At 59.8% G+C, this 17,350-nt stretch carries 15 protein-coding genes; all 15 read left to right on the top strand.

Translation table 11 applies throughout. The features are described 5' to 3' along the window. Positions 1-183 precede the first annotated feature (183 nt). A complete protein-coding gene (locus HUV26_RS03650) occupies positions 184-1,302 on the top strand; it encodes a branched-chain amino acid ABC transporter substrate-binding protein (RefSeq protein ID WP_174408749.1) in 1,119 nt (372 codons plus the stop codon). A 138-nt stretch (positions 1,303-1,440) separates the two neighbouring features. After that, positions 1,441-2,349, top strand: a complete 909-nt coding sequence (locus HUV26_RS03645) for a branched-chain amino acid ABC transporter permease (protein ID WP_174408748.1) — start codon at positions 1,441-1,443, stop codon at positions 2,347-2,349. A gap of 60 nt (positions 2,350-2,409) precedes the next feature. Continuing rightward, the gene (locus HUV26_RS03640) at positions 2,410-3,636 is read left to right on the top strand and encodes an ABC transporter permease subunit (protein ID WP_174408747.1); all 1,227 of its coding nucleotides are present in this window, start codon (positions 2,410-2,412) and stop codon (positions 3,634-3,636) included. Further along, positions 3,636-4,421: an ABC transporter ATP-binding protein gene (locus HUV26_RS03635; RefSeq protein ID WP_174408746.1), complete on the top strand. Its 786-nt coding sequence runs from the start codon at positions 3,636-3,638 to the stop codon at positions 4,419-4,421. The genes HUV26_RS03640 and HUV26_RS03635 overlap by 1 nt, the downstream gene beginning before the upstream one ends. Next, positions 4,414-5,118, top strand: a complete 705-nt coding sequence (locus HUV26_RS03630; RefSeq protein ID WP_174408745.1) for an ABC transporter ATP-binding protein — start codon at positions 4,414-4,416, stop codon at positions 5,116-5,118. The genes HUV26_RS03635 and HUV26_RS03630 overlap by 8 nt, the downstream gene beginning before the upstream one ends. Before the next feature lie 180 nt (positions 5,119-5,298). Further along, entirely contained in the window at positions 5,299-5,889 is a 591-nt protein-coding gene (locus tag HUV26_RS03625) for a DUF4390 domain-containing protein (protein WP_174408744.1), read from the top strand. 16 nt (positions 5,890-5,905) lie between these two features. Continuing rightward, positions 5,906-8,143 carry a sensor histidine kinase gene (locus tag HUV26_RS03620; protein WP_243451245.1) on the top strand — a complete coding sequence of 746 codons (2,238 nt, stop codon included), beginning with the start codon at positions 5,906-5,908 and terminating at the stop codon, positions 8,141-8,143. A 95-nt stretch (positions 8,144-8,238) separates the two neighbouring features. Continuing rightward, positions 8,239-9,201: a TIGR01777 family oxidoreductase gene (locus tag HUV26_RS03615; protein ID WP_174408743.1), complete on the top strand. Its 963-nt coding sequence runs from the start codon at positions 8,239-8,241 to the stop codon at positions 9,199-9,201. Next, positions 9,198-10,592: an HD domain-containing phosphohydrolase gene (locus tag HUV26_RS03610; RefSeq protein ID WP_174408742.1), complete on the top strand. Its 1,395-nt coding sequence runs from the start codon at positions 9,198-9,200 to the stop codon at positions 10,590-10,592. The genes HUV26_RS03615 and HUV26_RS03610 overlap by 4 nt, the downstream gene beginning before the upstream one ends. A 15-nt stretch (positions 10,593-10,607) precedes the next feature. After that, positions 10,608-12,035 (top strand): sigma-54-dependent transcriptional regulator, encoded by a 1,428-nt coding sequence (locus tag HUV26_RS03605; protein WP_174408741.1) that lies wholly within the window; start codon positions 10,608-10,610, stop codon positions 12,033-12,035. Positions 12,036-12,135: 100 nt separating this feature from the next. Then, positions 12,136-12,894, top strand: a complete 759-nt coding sequence (gene gpmA, locus HUV26_RS03600) for a 2,3-diphosphoglycerate-dependent phosphoglycerate mutase (protein WP_174408740.1) — start codon at positions 12,136-12,138, stop codon at positions 12,892-12,894. A gap of 204 nt (positions 12,895-13,098) precedes the next feature. Beyond that, a complete protein-coding gene (locus HUV26_RS03595; protein ID WP_174408739.1) occupies positions 13,099-14,457 on the top strand; it encodes a tetratricopeptide repeat protein in 1,359 nt (452 codons plus the stop codon). A gap of 241 nt (positions 14,458-14,698) precedes the next feature. Further along, positions 14,699-15,871 (top strand): homocysteine biosynthesis protein, encoded by a 1,173-nt coding sequence (locus tag HUV26_RS03590; RefSeq protein WP_174408738.1) that lies wholly within the window; start codon positions 14,699-14,701, stop codon positions 15,869-15,871. A 13-nt stretch (positions 15,872-15,884) separates the two neighbouring features. Further along, complete coding sequence (gene larE, locus HUV26_RS03585) at positions 15,885-16,727, top strand: ATP-dependent sacrificial sulfur transferase LarE (protein ID WP_174408737.1); 843 nt, start codon at positions 15,885-15,887, stop codon at positions 16,725-16,727. A 305-nt stretch (positions 16,728-17,032) separates the two neighbouring features. Continuing rightward, positions 17,033-17,344 carry an FmdB family zinc ribbon protein gene (locus HUV26_RS03580; protein ID WP_174408736.1) on the top strand — a complete coding sequence of 104 codons (312 nt, stop codon included), beginning with the start codon at positions 17,033-17,035 and terminating at the stop codon, positions 17,342-17,344. Positions 17,345-17,350: the final 6 nt, after the last annotated feature.

The raw sequence follows: 17,350 nt of genomic DNA, 5'->3' as shown, positions 1-17,350 counted from the left end.
GTTTTATGGCATGCGGTTTTGACAATTTTTAACTTTTCGGCAACAACTACCACGAAAGGGATCTGATTTTTCGGAAGGTATTTCCCGGCTGCTGAAACGCCCCCGAGATCGCAACGCGGCGGAACGGCAGCCCCGCCGGAGTGTTTCACGCTTTTTCCCGCACAGTCAATTCTGGAGGAACCGATGAATTTCAAAGGACTTAAGAAGAGCATTGTAACCGGCTTGGCACTTGCCATGCTGTGCACCCCCGCATTCGCCCAGACCATCAAGATCGGCGTTGCCGGTGCCCACACCGGAGACCTTGCCTCCTACGGCCTGCCCACGGTAAACGCCGCCAAGATCGTTGTCGATCAGGTCAACGCCAAGGGCGGCATTAATGGTCAGAAGCTGGAACTGCTCATTCAGGACGAGGAATGCAAGCCTGAAAAGGCGACCAACGTTGCCACCAAGCTCGTGTCCGACGGTGCCATCGCCGTTATCGGCCACATCTGCTCCGGTGCCACCAAGGCAGCCCTGCCCATCTATACCGAAGCCAAAATTCCGGTCATGTCGCCCAGCGCCACCAACCCCGAACTGACTCAGTCCGGCCAGTACCCCACCTTCTTCCGCACCATCGCTTCTGACGATGCGCAGGCCAAGCTGGGCGTGGACTTCGCCATTGATACCCTGAAGGCCAAGAAGATCGCCGTTCTGCACGACAAGGGCGACTACGGCAAGGGCTACGCCGAATTTGCCAAGCTGTTCATCGAGCAGGGCGGCAAGGCAGAAGTGGTGCTGTTCGAAGGCATCACCCCCGGTGCCGTGGACTACTCCGCCGTTGTGCAGAAGATCCGCCGCTCCGAAGCCGACGTGGTCATGTTCGGCGGCTACCATCCGGAAGCCTCCAAGCTGGTTTCCCAGATGCGCCAGAAGCGCGTTGAAGCCCTCTTCGTTTCCGACGACGGCGTGAAGGACGACACCTTCATCAAGGTTGCCGGTCCTGAGTCCGAAGGCGTTTACGCCTCCGGCCCCCGTGACGTTTCCGGTCTGGCCCAGTACCAGCAGGCCATCGAAGCTCACAAGGCCATGTTCGGCACTGAACCCGGCGCATTCTTCGACTCCGCCTACGCAGCAGCCCTTGCCTTTGTGAACGCCATTGAGAAGGCCGGTTCCACCGACTTCGACGCCATTGCAGACAAGCTGCGCACCGAAATGGTGGACACCCCCGTGGGCAGCATCAAGTTTGACGCACGCGGCGACGCAGAAGGCGTAGGCTTCTCCATGTATCAGGTCCAGAGCGGCAAGTACGTGGAACTGAAGTAGAAATCCGCTTAACCAGTATCAGCGCTGGGGGACAGGCTCTGCCTGTCCCCCGCTTATTTGACAAACAGCCGGCTCTATACCCGCCCTCACCCCGCCATACTCTGGGGTGCCTCGGGGGAGTCTGGACGGGACACGCACATGGATTGGAGTTACTTTTTCGAACTGTCGCTCGGCGGACTGACCCGCGGCAGCATTTATGCGATGATCGCTCTCGGCTACACCATGGTGTACGGCATCATCGAACTCATCAACTTCGCCCACGGCGAAATTTACATGATGGGGGCCTTCACCGGCCTTCTGGTGGCGGGCGTTCTGGGAGTCTACGGCTTCCCGGCGTTTGCCATTCTCGCGCTGGCTGCCACGGTGGCCGTTATCTACTGCGCGGCTTACGGGTTCACCATGGAAAAGGTGGCCTACAAGCCCCTGCGCAATGCGGGACGCCTCTCTCCGCTCATTTCGGCCATCGGTATGTCGCTGTTCCTGCAGAACTACGTCATTCTGGCGCAGACATCCGACTTCCTGCCCTTCCCGAGGCTCATCCCCGATTTCGAATTCCTTGATCCCATCGTCCACATATTCGGGTCCACGAACCTTGTCATCGTGGTAACCAGCGGCATAGCCATGGCCTGCCTCACCCTGTTCATCAAGTACACCAAGATGGGCAAAGCCATGCGCGCCACCGCACAGAACCGCAAGATGGCCATGCTGCTCGGCATAGATGCAGACAGAATCATCTCCACCACGTTCATCATCGGCTCCTCACTTGCGGCGCTGGGCGGCGTGCTCATTGCCTCGCACGTGGGTCAGGTGAACTTCATGATCGGCTTCATCGCCGGCGTAAAAGCCTTCACCGCTGCCGTTCTCGGCGGCATAGGCTCCATTCCCGGCGCCATGCTCGGTGGCCTGTTCCTCGGTCTGGCAGAAAGCTTCGCCACCGGGTACATTTCCAGTGACTATGAAGACGTGTTCGCCTTCACCCTGCTTGTGGTCTTCCTCATTTTCCGGCCCTCCGGCATAATGGGCAAGGCCCCTGTGGAAAAGGTGTAGCGGCCCCGTTTACGCATATTGATACCGCGGCGGATGCCGCGAGTCTGTGGGATACATGTCATGCAAGAACTCAAAAAATCTCTGATCGTGAGCGCTTGGTTCATGTTCCTCACCTTCCCCATGCTGGTGATCCGTGTGAACACCATAGAAAAAACGGTGGAATGGCGATGGATGAACCTTGCGTATATTGCGATTGCCGCCTTTGTACTCTCCTTTGTCTGGCGCTGGGCCATGCGCCGCAAGGAATCCGGCCGTGCCAAAGAAACCGTTCAGGCCGGTGCCAAGCCGTCATTCATGGACAGGCTCGGTTCTGACAAGCGCTTCACCGTCAGCATTTACGGCGCGGCCTTTGCCGTCTTTATGACCCTGCCGCTGCTGGTAAGCACCTATCAGACCAACATCCTTATCTCCTTCCTCATCTATGTTATTCTGGGCCTCGGCCTGAATATCATTGTCGGGGTGGCGGGCCTGCTGTTCCTCGGGCATGCGGCGTTTTACGCCATCGGCGCATACACCTACGCCCTGCTGAACCAGTACTTCGGGCTGGGCTTCTGGATAGCGCTGCCCATCGGCGGCGTTATGGCCGCTCTTGCGGGCATCGCGCTGGCCTTCCCCGTGCTGCGGCTGCGCGGCGACTACCTTGCCATCGTCACCCTCGGTTTCGGCGAAATTGTCCGTCTGGTGCTTGAAAACTGGAGCGACCTCACGGGCGGCCCCTCGGGCGTATCCGGCATCCAGCGCCCCGGCTTTTTCGGGCAGGAACTCACGGTGGCGCAGGCCAACACCTACATCTACTACATCGTGCTGGGCGTTGTTATCGTCACCATCATTGCCGTGCAGCGACTCAAAGATTCCCGCATAGGACGCGCGCTGCAGGCCCTGCGTGAAGACGAAATCGCCTGTCAGGCCATGGGCATAGACCGCGTCAACGTCAAGCTCATGGCCTTCGGCCTCGGCACCGCATGGGCCGGTTTCGCGGGGGTCATCTTCGCGGCCAAAACCACGTTCATCAACCCTGCCAGCTTCACCTTCTTCGAGTCGGCCATCATCCTTTCCATCGTGGTGCTGGGCGGCATGGGCTCCAACCTCGGCGTCATTCTGGGCGCGGCCTTCCTCGTGCTCATCCCCGAATATCTGCGCGCCTTCTCGGAATACCGCATGATCATGTTCGCGGTGGCCATGGTGCTGATGATGATCTTCCGTCCGCAGGGCCTCATTGCCCCCAAGGGCAAGACATACGTGATAGATGACCCGGACCTTGCCCGCGCACAGGGAGGCAACGCCTGATGACACCGGTACTCAATGTCAGCTCCCTGTCCAAAAACTTCGGCGGCCTGCGCGCCCTGAACGAAGTGGACATGCAGATAAATGCGGGAGAAATCGTGGCTCTCATCGGCCCCAACGGGGCAGGCAAGACCACCTTCTTCAACTGCATCACCAGCATATACACGCCCACCGAGGGCGAAGTGCGCTTTACCCCCAAAAACGGCAAAGAAACCGTCATCCGGGGAATGAAGCCCAACCTCGTCACCCAGCTCGGCATGGCCCGCACCTTCCAGAACATACGCCTGTTCAAGAACATGACTGTTCTGGAAAACGTCATGATAGCACGCCACTGCCGCACCCAGTCGGGCATTCTGGGCGCGCTGCTGCGCACTCCGGCCGTGCGGCGCGAAGAGCAGGAAATTGTAGATAAAAGCTACGAACTGCTCAAATATATCGGCCTGCATAAATACTACAAAGACCTTGCCTGCAACCTGCCCTACGGCGAGCAGCGCAGGCTGGAAATCGCCCGCGCGCTGGCAACGGACCCCACCCTGCTGCTGCTGGACGAGCCTGCGGCGGGCATGAACCCGCAGGAAACAGCCTCGCTCAAAAGGCTGGTGCTGCGCATCCGTGATGAACTGGGCATGGCCATCCTGCTCATCGAGCACGACATGAGCATGGTCATGAGCCTTTCGGAACGCATCTACGTCATGGAATACGGCTGCATGATCGCGCATGGCACCCCGGAGCAGGTCAGCAAAGACCCCCGCGTCATCAAGGCCTATCTCGGAGAGGACCATGCTTAAGCTTGTCAACGTAAACACCTTCTACGGCAACATCCACGCCCTGCACGACATCAATCTGGAAATCCGCCAGGGAGAGATCGTCACCCTCATCGGTGCCAACGGTGCGGGAAAATCCACCACACTCATGTCCATCTGCGGCGGCACACCGCCCCGCAGCGGGGAGATATACTTCGAAGGCAAGCCCATCCACTCCATGCGCGCCAACGAGATTGTCCGTCTCGGCATCAGTCAGGTGCCGGAGGGACGCCTCATCTTCCCCCAGCTCACGGTCATGGAGAATCTGGACCTCGGCGCCTTTCTGCGGAACGACAAGGAAGGCATCCGCCGCGACCTCGACTACGTCTTCGACCTCTTTCCCATTCTTGCGGAACGGCAGAAGCAGTACGGCGGCACCCTTTCCGGCGGCGAACAGCAGATGCTGGCCATCTCCCGCGCACTCATGAGCAAGCCGCGCCTGCTGCTGCTGGACGAACCCTCGCTGGGTCTTGCCCCCATCATCATCCAGCAGATATTCGACATCATCAAAAAGGTTAACGAGGCAGGCACAACAGTCTTCCTTGTGGAACAGAACGCCAACCAGGCCCTCAAGATCGCCCATCGCGGCTACGTCATGGAAACAGGCCGCATCACCATGGAAGATTCGGCGGAAACCCTGCTTTCCAACGATGAGGTCAAAAAGGCGTATCTCGGCCTGTAACCTTCCCGGCCCTGCGCCGGACCTTGAATATCAGGGGGCGGTCCTGCCGGATCGCCCCCTCTTTCATAGGTCCTCTCCCATGCTCCCGCTCCCGGCTCCGTTCAGTCCCGCGCAAAGCGGGTTGCCAACCGTGCGCGGGTATGACACTATTTTCAGGTTACCCTTTTACCCAAAGAGACCATGCGCCGTCCGAACAGCCCTTTCCTCCTTTTCACAGGCACCCTGCTCCTGTGCCTTGCCCTTGCCGTCACAGGCTGGGCCACTGCCGCCCGCGCCGCCAGCCAGCAGCTCAAGCTGGAAGACTTTGTGTTGGACAACGCAGAAGGTCAGCTCGCCATCCGCTTCGGCGTGGGCATACAGGACAAAGAACGGCTGCGCGTCATGCTTAAGGAAGGGGCGGTCATCACCCTCACCTGCGAGGCCACCCTGTCAGACACCTCCGGCATGTGGCTGAACACCACCCTCGCACGGCAGGAAATGGTCAGCACGCTCTCCTTCAACGCCCTTACCCGGGAATACGCCATCGCCTACGAAGGCTCCCCCGCCGTGTACCGCAACGCCAACCTCATGCGGCTGCTTTCCGAAACATGGGAACGCCTCTCGCTCAAGGTAGGACAACTGGTCAATCTGGAACGCGGTCGCGAATACCGCGTGGACCTCTCCGTGCGCATGCAGAACGACAATGTGCCGCCGTGGCTCTCCAAAACGCTGTTCTTCTGGTCGTGGGATATAGCCCCGACCATGCGCTATTCCATGAATTTCATTTTCTGACCGGCAGGGCAGCGCCATGGCTATGCAACAGGTTCCTCCTTCCCCCATGGACACCCCGCCCCAGGGCGACACCATCCGCGTCAGCGTGTCAGACACGCGCGAGCGTAAACGCCGCCAGCGCGAACTGCTCCTCGCGGGCGTAGCCTTTCTGCTTGTCATCGCCCTCACATGGGTGGAACTGAACTATCTGGGGGTAGATTCCTATCTCTTCCTCGGCCTGTTCAACCTGAACTTCATCCTGCTGCTGCTGGTCCTCTTCATCGTTGTACGCAACGGGGTTAAACTCATACTGGAACGCCGCCGCCGGGTGCTCGGTTCCCGACTTCGAACCCGCCTTGTCCTTGCGTTCATGTGCCTTTCGCTCTTTCCCACAGTGCTCATGTTTCTGGTCAGCGCGCGCTTCGTGCAGACCTCCGTGGACTACTGGTTCAAGAATCAGGTGGAAAACTCCATGGAACTGGCGCTGGAGGTGGGCCAATCCGTCTACGCAGACTCGCGCCAACGGCTGCAGCAGCGCAGCGAATTCATCCTCGCGGACATTGTGGAACGCCGTTTCGCATGGGGCGGCAAGACCATGGACGACTATCTGTCCCAAAAGCTCAAGGAATACGATCTCACGGTCGTGGGCGTTATCCGCCCGGACAGACAGGAACAGAACTGGCACGGCCCCAAGGAATTCAGCAACGTGTGGGACGAAGCCAAATCCCGCATAAATTGGGAAAGCCTGGAGCAGCACCCCATGTTCTGGTCCATCATCTGGCCCAATGCAGACGCGGACTATGCCGTGGGGGTCATGCCCGTGGATGAAGGCAAATCCGGCTATCTGGTGCTTGTGGATAACGTGGGTCAGGGCTTTATGTACCGGCTGGACAGCATCGTGCGCGGCGTGGAGGAATACAAAAAGCTCAAGACACTCAAGCATCCCCTCAAGGTAACGCTCTATTTCATTCTCGGCGTGCTCACGCTGCTCATCATTCTGGGAGCCATGTGGTTCGGCTTCCGGCTCGCCAAAGAACTGGCTGCTCCCATCCTCGCGCTGGCAGAAGGTACCGAACGCATTTCCCGCGGCGACCTCGCCGTGCGGCTGGAAGACACCTCCACCGATGAACTGGGCGTCCTTGTCCAGTCCTTCAACCGCATGGCGGAAGATCTGGAGCAAAGCCGCACCCGCCTTACCGACGCCAACCTCATGCTGGAACGCCAGAACACCGAAAAAGAGCAGCGCAACAGGTACATAGAGGCCGTGCTGGACAACATCGCCGCAGGCGTCATCTCGCTGGACCACTCGGGCAACATCTCCACGCTGAACAAGGCGGCTTCGGCCATTTTCAATGTGGAGGCAAAGGCCCTCATCGGGCTGGGCGCGCGCGACCTGCTGCACGGCGAATATTCGGAACTGGTGGATGACATGTTCCAGCACTTCTCCAGCATGCCGGAAGCCCACTGGCAGCGGCAGGTGGACCTTGCCGTTGGCGGCAGGGAACTTCGGCTGCTGGTAAACGCCGTGTCACTTCCCGCGCAGGAAAGCCGGGAATACGGCATTGTTATCGTGTTCGAAGACATCACCGAACTGGAAAAAATGCAGCGCATGGCCGCATGGCGCGAGGTGGCCAAACGCATCGCGCACGAAATCAAAAATCCGCTCACGCCCATCAAGCTTTCCGCGCAGCGGCTGCAGCGCAAATACGGCGCACAGGTAGACGACCCCGTGTTCTCCCAGTGCACCGACCTCATCGTCCGGCAGGTGGAGCACCTGCAACAGATGGTGCAGGAGTTTTCTGCCTTTGCCAAACTGCCGGAGGTAACTCCCAAGCCGGACCATATGGAACCCCTGCTTGAAGAACTTGTTTCGCTCTTCCGGCACAGCCACAGCCACATTGCGTGGCAGTTGGAGTTCCTCACCCCGCTCCCCATCCTGCCCATGGACCGCGAGGCGCTGCACCGTGCCTTCCTGAACATCATCAGCAACGCCGCAGAAGTGCTGCACAACCACCCCGCCCCCGCCGTGCAGGTGCTGGTGCGCCACGACAGGCAGCTGGGCCTTGTGCGGGTGGATATCGCCGACAACGGCCCAGGGCTGACCAAGGAAGAACGCTCCCGCCTGTTCGAACCATATTTCTCCCGCAAGAAAGGCGGCACGGGGCTCGGTCTCACCATCGTTAAATCCATCGTCAGTGACCACCGGGGATATGTGCGGGCAAACCCCGCGGAACATGGCGGAACCATTGTCACCGTGGAGCTTCCTGTGGCATAGTGTCCGCTGTACGCCCCCCTGCACGCAGCACGGGCGATGTCTAACGACAGGGCAAGGCAGGGGAAACGGCAAAAAACCGGATGAGGGAGGTTGACATGCGCGCAGTCATTCTGGGGGGCACCGGATTCATCGGCACGGCTCTGTCCGGATTTCTTCTGGACAAGGGCTGGATGGTCACCGTCCCATCCCGTTCGCCGGAGAAGGGCCGCTTCATCGTCCCCAAGGGACACTCGCTGAACATCTCCTTTGTTCCGTGGAACGGCACAGACCCGCAACTGCTGATCAAGCACCTTTCCGGCTGCACCGCGCTGGTCAACCTTGTGGGCGAAAACATTGCGGCCGGCCGCTGGACAGAGGAGCGCAAGGAACGCATTCTTGCCTCGCGCGTGAACACGGGCAAAGCCATCATGACCGCCTTCAAAGAAATGCAGTCCCTGTCCGAACCGCTTCCGCAGGTGCTGGTGCAGGCCTCTGCCGTGGGCTATTACGGCAGCAGCGAGCAGTTGAAATCGCCCTCGGACTATGAAGAGTTTGCCCCGCACGGCAAAGGTTTTCTCGCCGCCGTGGCCCGCCAGTGGGAAGACTCCACCGCAGGCGCGGAATCCATGGGCGTACGGCGCGTCATCGTGCGCACCGGCGTGGTTCTGGGACCGGGCGGCGCGCTCCAGAAATTCATCCCCCCCTTCCGCATGTTTCTGGGCGGCAGGCTGGGAAGCGGCAATCAGGGCTTTTCGTGGATCCACCGCGACGATGCCGCCATGGCCATTGCCCATCTTATAGAAAACGAATCCTGCGCAGGACCATACAACCTCACCGCACCGGACCCAAAAAGCATGTCAGATTTCTGCCGCGTGCTCGGTGCGGCCATGAGCCGCCCATCATGGCTTCCGGTTCCCCGCTTCGCCCTGCGCCTCCTGCTGGGAGAAATGGCAGAAGAACTCATCCTGCAAGGCCAGTATGCCATGCCCGCAAGGCTTACCGCATCAGGCTACACCTTTGCCTATCCCAATCTGGCGGGCGCCCTGCGGCAGATACTCCAACCCCCGGTCAAATCATGAGCATCACCTCCGCCTCCATCCTGCTGGTAGAAGACGAGCCTGTCATCGCGCTGGATATCCGCAGGCGTCTTCAGCAACTGGGCTACCCCAGACCCGTCGTTGCCACCTCCGGCGAAGAAGCGGTTGCCCTCGTGCCCGACCTGCGCCCGGACCTCATCCTCATGGATATCTTCCTCGGCGGCGAGCTGGACGGCATAGACGCAGCCGCCATGGTACGCAGCCAGCACCCCGTGCCCGTCATCTACCTCACCGCCCATGCAGACCCGCACACGCTGGAGCGGGCCAAAATCACAGAGCCCTTCGGCTACATCATCAAGCCGTTCGAAGACAGAGAACTGCACACCTGCATCGAAATGGCCCTGTACAAACATAAGATGGAAACGGACATCCGCCGCAAGGAACGCTGGTTCGCCACCACCCTGCGCAGTATAGGCGATGCCGTTGTCTCCCTTGACGAACAGGGCCGGGTCACCCTCATCAACGCGGCGGGTGAACGCATGTTCGGCATTACAGATGCCGCAGCCACCGGCGCGTCCTTCGAACAAATTTTCCACGTACGCGATGACCAGAGCGGTCTGTACATCTCCACCCGGTCCGCACTCGGGCACAACAACGCGTACATGCACGCCTCTCCCGCAACGGTGGAACGCCCCCACAGCCCAGCCGTGCCCGTGGACATAACCATTTCGCCCACGGTAGACGCCAGCGGCCTCACCTCCGGTTCGGTCATCGTGCTGCGCGATGCCACAGAACGCAAACGGTCAGAAGAAGCCCTGCGCACCAGCCTTGAAGAACTGCGCAAAACCTTTGAACAGACCGTGCTCGCCCTTGCCGTCACCTCAGAAAAGCGCGACCCCTACACGGCAGGTCACCAGACGCGTGTTGCCACCCTGGCCTACGCCATCGCACACAGGCTGGGCATGAAAGAAGACACGCAGGAGGCACTGCGCGTGGCAGGCACCCTGCACGACATAGGCAAGATATACATACCGGCGGAAATCCTGTCCAAACCGGGCAGACTCACCACCATAGAAATGGACCTTATGCGCACCCACCCCTCGGTGGGATACGACATTCTGAGCCGCATCTCGTTTCCGTGGCCCGTGGCGGAAATCGTCCACCAACACCATGAGCGGCTGGACGGTTCCGGCTATCCGAACGGCCTCTCCGGTGCCCGCATCCTGCCGGAGGCCCGCATCCTCGCCGTGGCAGACGTGGTGGAAGCCATGTCATCGCACCGCCCCTACCGCCCCTCACTGGGCCTTTCCCTCGCCTTCGACGAAGTGCGCAAGGGGCGCGGCACCATATACGACCCCCTCGCCGTGGACGCCTGCATCGCCCTATTCGAGTCCGGGTTCACGCTTGAAGAATCCACCCCGCATCACCCCTAGCCCCGGAGCCGCTTCATGCCCCGCAAGGCACACATTCTCATCATCGACGACGAAGAAAGCATCCGTTTTTCCCTGCGCGGCATTCTGGAGGACGAAGGCCACACCGTCAGCGAGGCAGAAACCGGCGAGTCCGGGCTGGATATGCTCGCCCGCCAGAATCCGGATCTTGTGTTTCTGGATATCTGGCTCCCCGGCATAGACGGCCTTTCCGTGCTCTCCTCCATCAAGGAGCAGGACACCTCCCTGCCCGTGATCATGATCTCCGGGCACGGCAACATAGAGACTGCGGTAAACGCCATCAAACGCGGCGCGCACGACTTCATCGAAAAGCCACTTTCGCTGGATAAGGTGGTCATCGCCGCCGCAAACGCGCTGGAATTCCGCGAACTGCGGCGCGAAAACCTAGCCCTGCGCTCCCGAATCGCCAGCGAGCAGACCGAGGAACTCACGGGCGAATCAGAGCCGATACACCAGTTGCGCGAACAGATAGAACGCGTGGCCCCCACAGATGCATGGGTGCTCATCACCGGCGAAAACGGCACTGGCAAGGAGATAGCGGCCCGGTCCATCCACGCCCTTTCCAAACGGCGGGACAAACCCTTGGTGGCGGTAAACTGCGCAGCCATCCCGGAAGAACTCATCGAAAGTGAACTTTTCGGGCATGAGAAGGGTGCTTTCACCGGAGCGGACCAGGCCAAGACCGGCAAGTTCGAACTCGCCGACGGCGGAACCCTGTTTCTGGACGAAATCGGCGACATGAGCATGAAAACGCAGGCCAAAATCCTGCGCATCCTTCAGGAGCAGAGCTTTGAGCGTGTAGGCGGCAACAAGACCATCCGTGTTAACGTCCGCGTCTTCGCGGCCACCAACAAGAATCTGGAAGAACAAATCCGCAGTGGTCAGTTCCGTGAGGATTTATACTACCGCCTGCGTGTTTTTCCGCTTACACTCCCTCCGTTGCGTCAACGCGGGAACGACATCCTTCTCCTTATCCGCGACTTCTTGGCCGCACTGACGCGCGAACAGGGGTTCAAACCCCTCACGTTCACCAAGGATGCGGAACAGGCACTGCTTGCCTACCCGTGGCCGGGCAACGTGCGTGAATTGAAAAACTTTGTGGAGCGCATGCTTATTCTCTACGCGGGCCAGACGGTAAACAGCAGGCTCCTGCCACCGGAATACCGCGCACCGGCTTCGCACCAAGCCCCGCAACTATCCATGCAGCCGGAAACGGAACAAGACGAATCGATGATGGAGTTTGCCTTCACAGAACCGGGCCCCGTTGACTTCAAGTCCGCACGTAACGCCTTCGAAGCGGCGTTTCTGGAATCCAAACTCAGGGAATTCGACGGCAACATCACCAGACTGGCAGAGGCCATAGGGCTGGAACGCAGCTACCTGTACCGTAAACTGAAAGGGTATAACATCCAGACATCAGACTGATGCCCGGCAGCAAGGGAACATGCGCCGCAGGCTATTGACACGAGCCGGCACACGCCGCCGGAACCTGTAACTTCGCAAACGGTCCAGCAGGGAGAATGCCATGTCCACCCCGGTTCACACCCTCGTCCTTCTGCGCCACGGGCAAAGCCAGTGGAATCTGGAAAACCGCTTCACCGGATGGACAGATGTGGACCTCAGCCCCGCCGGAGAGGCAGAGGCACGGGATGCTGCCGCCCTTATGGCTGAAGCAGGACTGACATTTGACATATGCCACACTTCCGTGCTCAAACGCGCCATTCGCACGCTGAACATTGTTCAGGAGCAACTGGACCTGCTCTGGCTGCCCGTCTTCCGCACCTGGCGGCTGAATGAGCGGCACTACGGCGCTCTGCAGGGGCTGGACAAGGCGGAAACAGCGGCACGGTACGGCGAAGAACAGGTGTTTATCTGGCGGCGCAGCTATGATACGCCGCCTCCCGTGCTGGACCGGGCAGACCCGCGCCACCCATCCGGAGACAGGCGTTACGCCGAAATCCCTGCGGCAGACCTTCCCTGCGGCGAGAGCCTCAGGAACACAGTGGCACGTGCGCTGCCATACTGGCATCAGGTCATCGGCAGGGACGTCACTGCGGGCAAAAGAGTGCTCATCGTGGCGCACGGCAACAGCCTGCGGGCCCTGGTCATGCACCTTGGCGGCATGACGCCTGAAGAAATCATGCAGTTCAATATTCCCACAGGGCTGCCGCTCGTGTATGAGTTGGATGCAGCATTGCGGCCCCTGCGGCATTTTTACCTCGGCAATCCCGAGGAAGCGGAAGCCCGCGCCAAGGCAGTGGCCGAACAGGGCAAGGCGAAATGAGGCCGGTTACGGGGGAAACCGGCGCGGACCGCCTGCGGAAAAACGCAGGCTTCTCCGCATAAAAACCTTCAGCGTATGGTACGGCGGCGGCGCAATGAACGGATTCCGCCCGAACTACCACACAGCATTCCGGCCCCGGCCTTTCAGCAGAAGCGCAGGGCACCGGTTTGAAGAGACTGAGCAACGACGCACTCGGAGCGATATATGGCAAGCAACATCAACATGAAGATGAAGCAGAAACAGTATGAAGGCCACGTGGTGGAGTACATCACCGCGGCCAAAGGGTACTTTGTAGTTGCCAGCGATGACAACAACTTCCAGTCCATCCTGCGCTCCACTCTGCAAAAACACCTCGCCATCACGGAAGATGCCATCACGGTGGTAAGCAACCCGGACCACATCCTCAAAACCATCCGCGATGCAAGCCTGCGGCGCAAAAGCCTGCTTGTGTTCATAGAACGCACCCTGCAAGGCAAGGACATGGGCTTTCTTGTCCGCCAGCTCAAAAACGCATTCGATTTCGTAAAGATCATCATCCTCACAGGCGAGGCAGACCGCCAAAAGCTGGTCCTGCTGCACGAGATTGGCGCAGACAACTTCATCACCAAACCCATATCCATCAATACGCTCATTGAAAAAATTGCCTTCACCATCCGCCCGCAGGGCAAGCTGGGGCAGCTCATAGACCTTGCCAAAAGCATGGTCACGCGCGGCGCGTTCGACCAGGCCCTCAAGGCCAGCCGCAAGATACTGGAAATAAAGCCCAACTCTGCTGCGGGTTTTCTTGTTATGGGCGATGCCTTCAAGGGAATGGGCAAGCTGGACAAGGCGCGCGAAGCGTATGAAAGCGCCAGCGATAACGCGCAATTATATCTGGAGCCGCTCAAGAAGCTGGCCGACCTGCATAAGGAAACAGGCGACATGGCAGAGCAGCTCAAATACCTAGAGCGACTTGACAAGCTCAGCCCCCTTAACGTGGAGCGCAAGGTGGACATAGGCTCCATCCATGTGGAAATGGGTAACGAGGAAGAAGCGGAACGCCTCTTCGAAAGCGCCGTCAATCAGGCCACGCGCGATGCCCTGTCCTACATTGGCGAAATTTCCGAGCGCATCGGCAACGTCTACGCCCAGCGCGACCCCGCCCGGGCCGAACTCTACTACCGCCGCGCGCTGAACGCCAAAGGCGACATGCTGGAAAAATCAGACATCGCCACCTTCAACAACCTCGGCATCGCCCTGCGCAAACAGGGCAAATGGTTCGAGGCCACGCAGGAATATGAAAAGGCCCTGCGCATTGCCCCGGACGACGAGCACCTCTTCTACAACCTTGCCATGGCCTCCGCAGAGGGCAAACAGTACCGTGCCGCCGCAGAGCACCTGACCAGCGCCCTCGGCATCAATCCGAACTTCGCGGGCAAAGACAAGGTGGTGGCCTACAACATGGGACTCATTTTCATGCGCTGCGGCAATAAAGACAGAGCAAAGGAAATGCTGCGTCTGGCCGTGGAACTGGCCCCGGATTTTGCCAAGGCCAAAGAGACACTGGCCCAGTTGGAAAGCTGATCCCTCCCCTGCTTTTTTCAGGCGGGCGGCCCGGCAACCATGCCGCTGCCGCCCGCCTCTCTTCAGACTCCCGCCGTACCGCGGATGGCACTGACCAAAGCCTGCTCCAAACTACTTGAGCTTATCAGGAATACTTGATATTGTTTCTGCATAACTCATTTCCGCTGTCAATTCAGATAGTTCCGCGTTTACAGGACGCAGCGGAGAGTATGATACGCATTTCCAAGTTCAGGAGGACCATGTGGCCCAATATACGGTGAACAAGACCATAGCGGAGATCAACGAACGCATCCGCAAAGGCAAAGCGGTGGTGCTCAACGCCGCAGAAATGACAGAAGCCGTGCGCAGGATGGGCAAGGAAAAAGCCGCGCGCGAAGTGGACGTGGTAACCACGGGCACCTTTTCCCCCATGTGCTCCTCCGGCCTGCTCTTCAACATCGGCCAAAAGGAACCGCCCACCATAAAGACCTCCCGCGTGTGGCTCAACGGCGTTCCCGCCTATGCCGGTCTTGCCGCCGTAGACAGCTACATCGGAGCCACCGAACCGGCCGAGGACGACCCCCTGAACAAGGTCTACCCCGGCGCGTTCAAATACGGCGGCGGACACGTGATAGAAGACCTTGTCCGGGGCCGTTCAGTGCATCTGCGCGCAGATGCCTATGGCACGGACTGCTATCCGCGCCGGTCGCTGGACCGCCAGATCTGCCTCACAGACCTGCCCTTCGCGGAACTCTACAATCCGCGCAACTGCTACCAGAATTATAACGCCGCGGTGAACCTGACCAGCCGTATCATCTACACCTATATGGGTCCGCTCAAACCCAACATGCGCAATGTAAACTACGCCACGGCAGGTAAGCTTTCCCCGCTGTTCAATGATCCGCTGTTCAAGACCATCGGCTTCGGCACCCGCATCTTCCTCGGGGGCGGCACCGGGTACGTGGTGGGCGCGGGCACGCAGCACGTCCCCAATCCCAAACGCACGGAACGCGGCCTGCCCCTTTCCGCAGCGGGCACCATTCAGGTCAAGGGCGACCTCAAAAAGATGGACCCCCGTTACCTGCGCGGCCTCAGCTTCATAGGCTACGGCTGCTCCCTCAGCGTGGGCGTGGGCATTCCCATCCCCGTGCTGAACGAGGAAATCGCATGGTACACCGGCGTGGACGACAGTGATATCCAGATGCCCGTAAAAGACTACGGCCACGACTACCCCAACTGCCTGCCCCGCGTGCTGCAGCACGTGACGTACGAAGACCTGAAGAACGGCGAAGTGGAAATACAGGGCAAAAAGGTGGAAACCGTGCCCATGACAAGCTATTCCCTGTCGCTGGAAGTAGCAGATACCCTCAAGGCGTGGATAGAAAAGGGCGAATTCCTGCTCTCGGAACCCGTGGAGCCCATCCCCGCATGGTAACCCGCCCCGCGCCATGAGCGAACCATATCACAGCACAAAACGGCAGGCCCTTGAGGAACTCCTCAGGGGCCTTGCCCTTCCGGCGGGCGTTGCCGTCTCCGGCGGCGCAGACAGCCGCCTTCTGGCCCACACGCTGTCCCGGCTGGGCATACCATTCACGGCCGTGCACTGCACAGGCCCCCACCTCACCCCGCAGGAAACGGAGCACGCCCAACGCTGGCTGGCTGGCAGGGGTATCCGCCATCTCGTCATCCGCTTCAATCCGCTTACCCTGCCGCAGGTGTCCGCCAACGACAAAGACCGTTGCTACCACTGCAAACACGCCCTGTTCAGCGGCATACGCACCCTCTACGGCACTGCCACCACCATTCAGGAAGGCTCACACGCCTCAGACGCGCAAACCTTCAGGCCGGGCATGCGCGCCCTTGCGGAATTACACATCCGCAGCCCTTTTCTGGAGGCAGGCCTGAACAAAGAAGATATCCGCCGCATGGCGGGCGAAACAGGTCTGGACTGGCCAGACCAGCCATCGCGCCCGTGCCTGCTTACCCGCTTCGCCTACGGCGTGCAGCCCGATGCGGAAACCCTGCACAGACTGGGGGCTGCGGAAGACGCTCTCTCGCAGACCGGCCTTACGGGTTTCCGGCTGCGCATCCCCTGCGCGGGCAGCGCGCTGCTTCAAATTCCCGCAGCGCAAAAAAGCCTTGCCCATGCAGCCCCGGACAGGATACAGAGCCTGCTCGCGCTCCACGGGTTCGGCAACGCCGCCATTGAATACGCCGAGAGCATAAGCGGCTATTATGATCGCGCATTCCCGCTGGACTGCCCGCTGGACAAGCACGCCCTTCATGAGTAGGGTGCATTGTTGATCTCAACGCTGGAGGACATATACCATGGCTCACAAGAAGATTGAACGGAAAAAGGAACTCGACCGCCGCCGCAAGCGCCGTGAAGAGCGCATCAAGCAGCGCATCAAAGAAGCCAAGGCAGCCGCCAAGAGCTAGTTTTTCCGGGTTTTTTGCCGCCGCGCCGCAAGGGGCGGCGGCAAGATACGTCCATGCCGCTGCGGTTTCGTGTGTCTCCGGCATGAAACCGCGCACGAACTCGCAACGCGCATGCGTATCGTATTTTTCAAAGGTTACCTGCATTAAGGAGGAAACGGTGCCCATCTACGAGTATAGATGCGATGCCTGTGAACAGATCTTCGAAGAATGGCAAAAATCCTTCGAAGGCAGTCACGCAGACTGTCCCGTCTGCGGGGGCAATGCGGAACGCATCATGTCCAACACCACCTTCGTGCTCAAAGGCGGCGGCTGGTACGCTTCCGAATACGGGCGTAACAGCGCCTCCACTTCGTCCGCAAGCGATGCGGGAGCCGCCTCTCCGGGTGATTCCGGCAGCGTCCCTGCAACAGGCGCGGCAGCCCCTTCGGGCGTAGCCGAAGCCGCAGCGGCGGGCGGTTCCGCTTCCTGATAACAC

The sequence above is a fragment of the Desulfovibrio psychrotolerans genome (assembly GCF_013340305.1).
In the GTDB taxonomy this organism is placed as follows: Bacteria; Desulfobacterota; Desulfovibrionia; order Desulfovibrionales; family Desulfovibrionaceae; genus Halodesulfovibrio; species Halodesulfovibrio psychrotolerans.
This window is presented reverse-complemented; position numbering and strand designations above follow the sequence as displayed.

Bases quoted from the DNA above. Each gene is read 5' to 3' on its own strand.
- HUV26_RS03650 (WP_174408749.1), top strand. From the start codon at position 184: ATGAATTTCAAAGGACTTAAGAAGAGCATTGTAACCGGCTTGGCACTT.
- HUV26_RS03645 (WP_174408748.1), top strand. From the start codon at position 1,441: ATGGATTGGAGTTACTTTTTCGAACTGTCGCTCGGCGGACTGACCCGC.
- HUV26_RS03640 (WP_174408747.1), top strand. From the start codon at position 2,410: ATGCAAGAACTCAAAAAATCTCTGATCGTGAGCGCTTGGTTCATGTTC.
- HUV26_RS03635 (WP_174408746.1), top strand. From the start codon at position 3,636: ATGACACCGGTACTCAATGTCAGCTCCCTGTCCAAAAACTTCGGCGGC.
- HUV26_RS03630 (WP_174408745.1), top strand. From the start codon at position 4,414: ATGCTTAAGCTTGTCAACGTAAACACCTTCTACGGCAACATCCACGCC.
- HUV26_RS03625 (WP_174408744.1), top strand. From the start codon at position 5,299: ATGCGCCGTCCGAACAGCCCTTTCCTCCTTTTCACAGGCACCCTGCTC.
- HUV26_RS03620 (WP_243451245.1), top strand. From the start codon at position 5,906: ATGGCTATGCAACAGGTTCCTCCTTCCCCCATGGACACCCCGCCCCAG.
- HUV26_RS03615 (WP_174408743.1), top strand. From the start codon at position 8,239: ATGCGCGCAGTCATTCTGGGGGGCACCGGATTCATCGGCACGGCTCTG.
- HUV26_RS03610 (WP_174408742.1), top strand. From the start codon at position 9,198: ATGAGCATCACCTCCGCCTCCATCCTGCTGGTAGAAGACGAGCCTGTC.
- HUV26_RS03605 (WP_174408741.1), top strand. From the start codon at position 10,608: ATGCCCCGCAAGGCACACATTCTCATCATCGACGACGAAGAAAGCATC.
- gpmA (WP_174408740.1), top strand. From the start codon at position 12,136: ATGTCCACCCCGGTTCACACCCTCGTCCTTCTGCGCCACGGGCAAAGC.
- HUV26_RS03595 (WP_174408739.1), top strand. From the start codon at position 13,099: ATGGCAAGCAACATCAACATGAAGATGAAGCAGAAACAGTATGAAGGC.
- larE (WP_174408737.1), top strand. From the start codon at position 15,885: ATGAGCGAACCATATCACAGCACAAAACGGCAGGCCCTTGAGGAACTC.